Genomic DNA, 656 nt, shown 5'->3' on the forward strand with positions numbered 1-656 from the left:
GCGGTTCGAATCCGCCCCCCTCCACCATTTTATTTTCATAGGGGCATAGTTTAACGGTAGAACAGAGGTCTCCAAAACCTCCGGTGTGGGTTCGATTCCTACTGCCCCTGCCAATTATATGATTCATAACATCTATGGCGGTTGTGGCGAAGTGGTTAACGCACCAGATTGTGGCTCTGGCACTCGTGGGTTCGATTCCCATCAATCGCCCCATTTTATTATTGGGCTATAGCCAAGCGGTAAGGCAACGGACTTTGACTCCGTCATGCGTTGGTTCGAATCCAGCTAGCCCAGTAAGACACCTTTTTGAAAAAGGTGTCTTTTTTTTTACGATGTCTGAATTGGCAGACGCGCTAGACTTAGGATCTAGTGTCTTTATGACGTGGGGGTTCAAGTCCCTTCACCCGCATAGCCAAACAACATAAAGAAATCCTGATATGCGGAAGTAGTTCAGTGGTAGAACACCACCTTGCCAAGGTGGGGGTCGCGGGTTCGAATCCCGTCTTCCGCTCCAATAATGGCGGCATAGCCAAGTGGTAAGGCAGAGGTCTGCAAAACCTTTATCCCCGGTTCAAATCCGGGTGTCGCCTTTTTTGAAAAGACTGCCGGGGTGGTGGAATTGGCAGACACACAGGAATTAAAATCCTGACGTAGGT

Annotated in this window: 5 tRNA genes; all 5 read left to right on the forward strand. The window is 49.2% G+C overall.

From position 1 onward, the window contains the following. The first annotated feature begins 39 nt into the window (after nt 1-39). Nucleotides 40-113: transfer RNA gene (locus BA1_RS18280), tRNA-Trp, on the forward strand. 24 nt (nt 114-137) lie between these two features. Continuing rightward, nucleotides 138-213, forward strand: a tRNA-His gene (locus tag BA1_RS18285). Nucleotides 214-222: 9 nt separating this feature from the next. Beyond that, nucleotides 223-294 (forward strand) — tRNA-Gln (locus tag BA1_RS18290). Nucleotides 295-439: 145 nt separating this feature from the next. Next, a tRNA-Gly gene (locus tag BA1_RS18295) sits at nt 440-514 on the forward strand. Nucleotides 515-519: 5 nt separating this feature from the next. Continuing rightward, a tRNA-Cys gene (locus tag BA1_RS18300) sits at nt 520-590 on the forward strand. Nucleotides 591-656 lie beyond the last annotated feature (66 nt).

Source organism: Bacillus xiamenensis (assembly GCF_000300535.1).
GTDB lineage: Bacteria > Bacillota > Bacilli > Bacillales > Bacillaceae > Bacillus > Bacillus xiamenensis.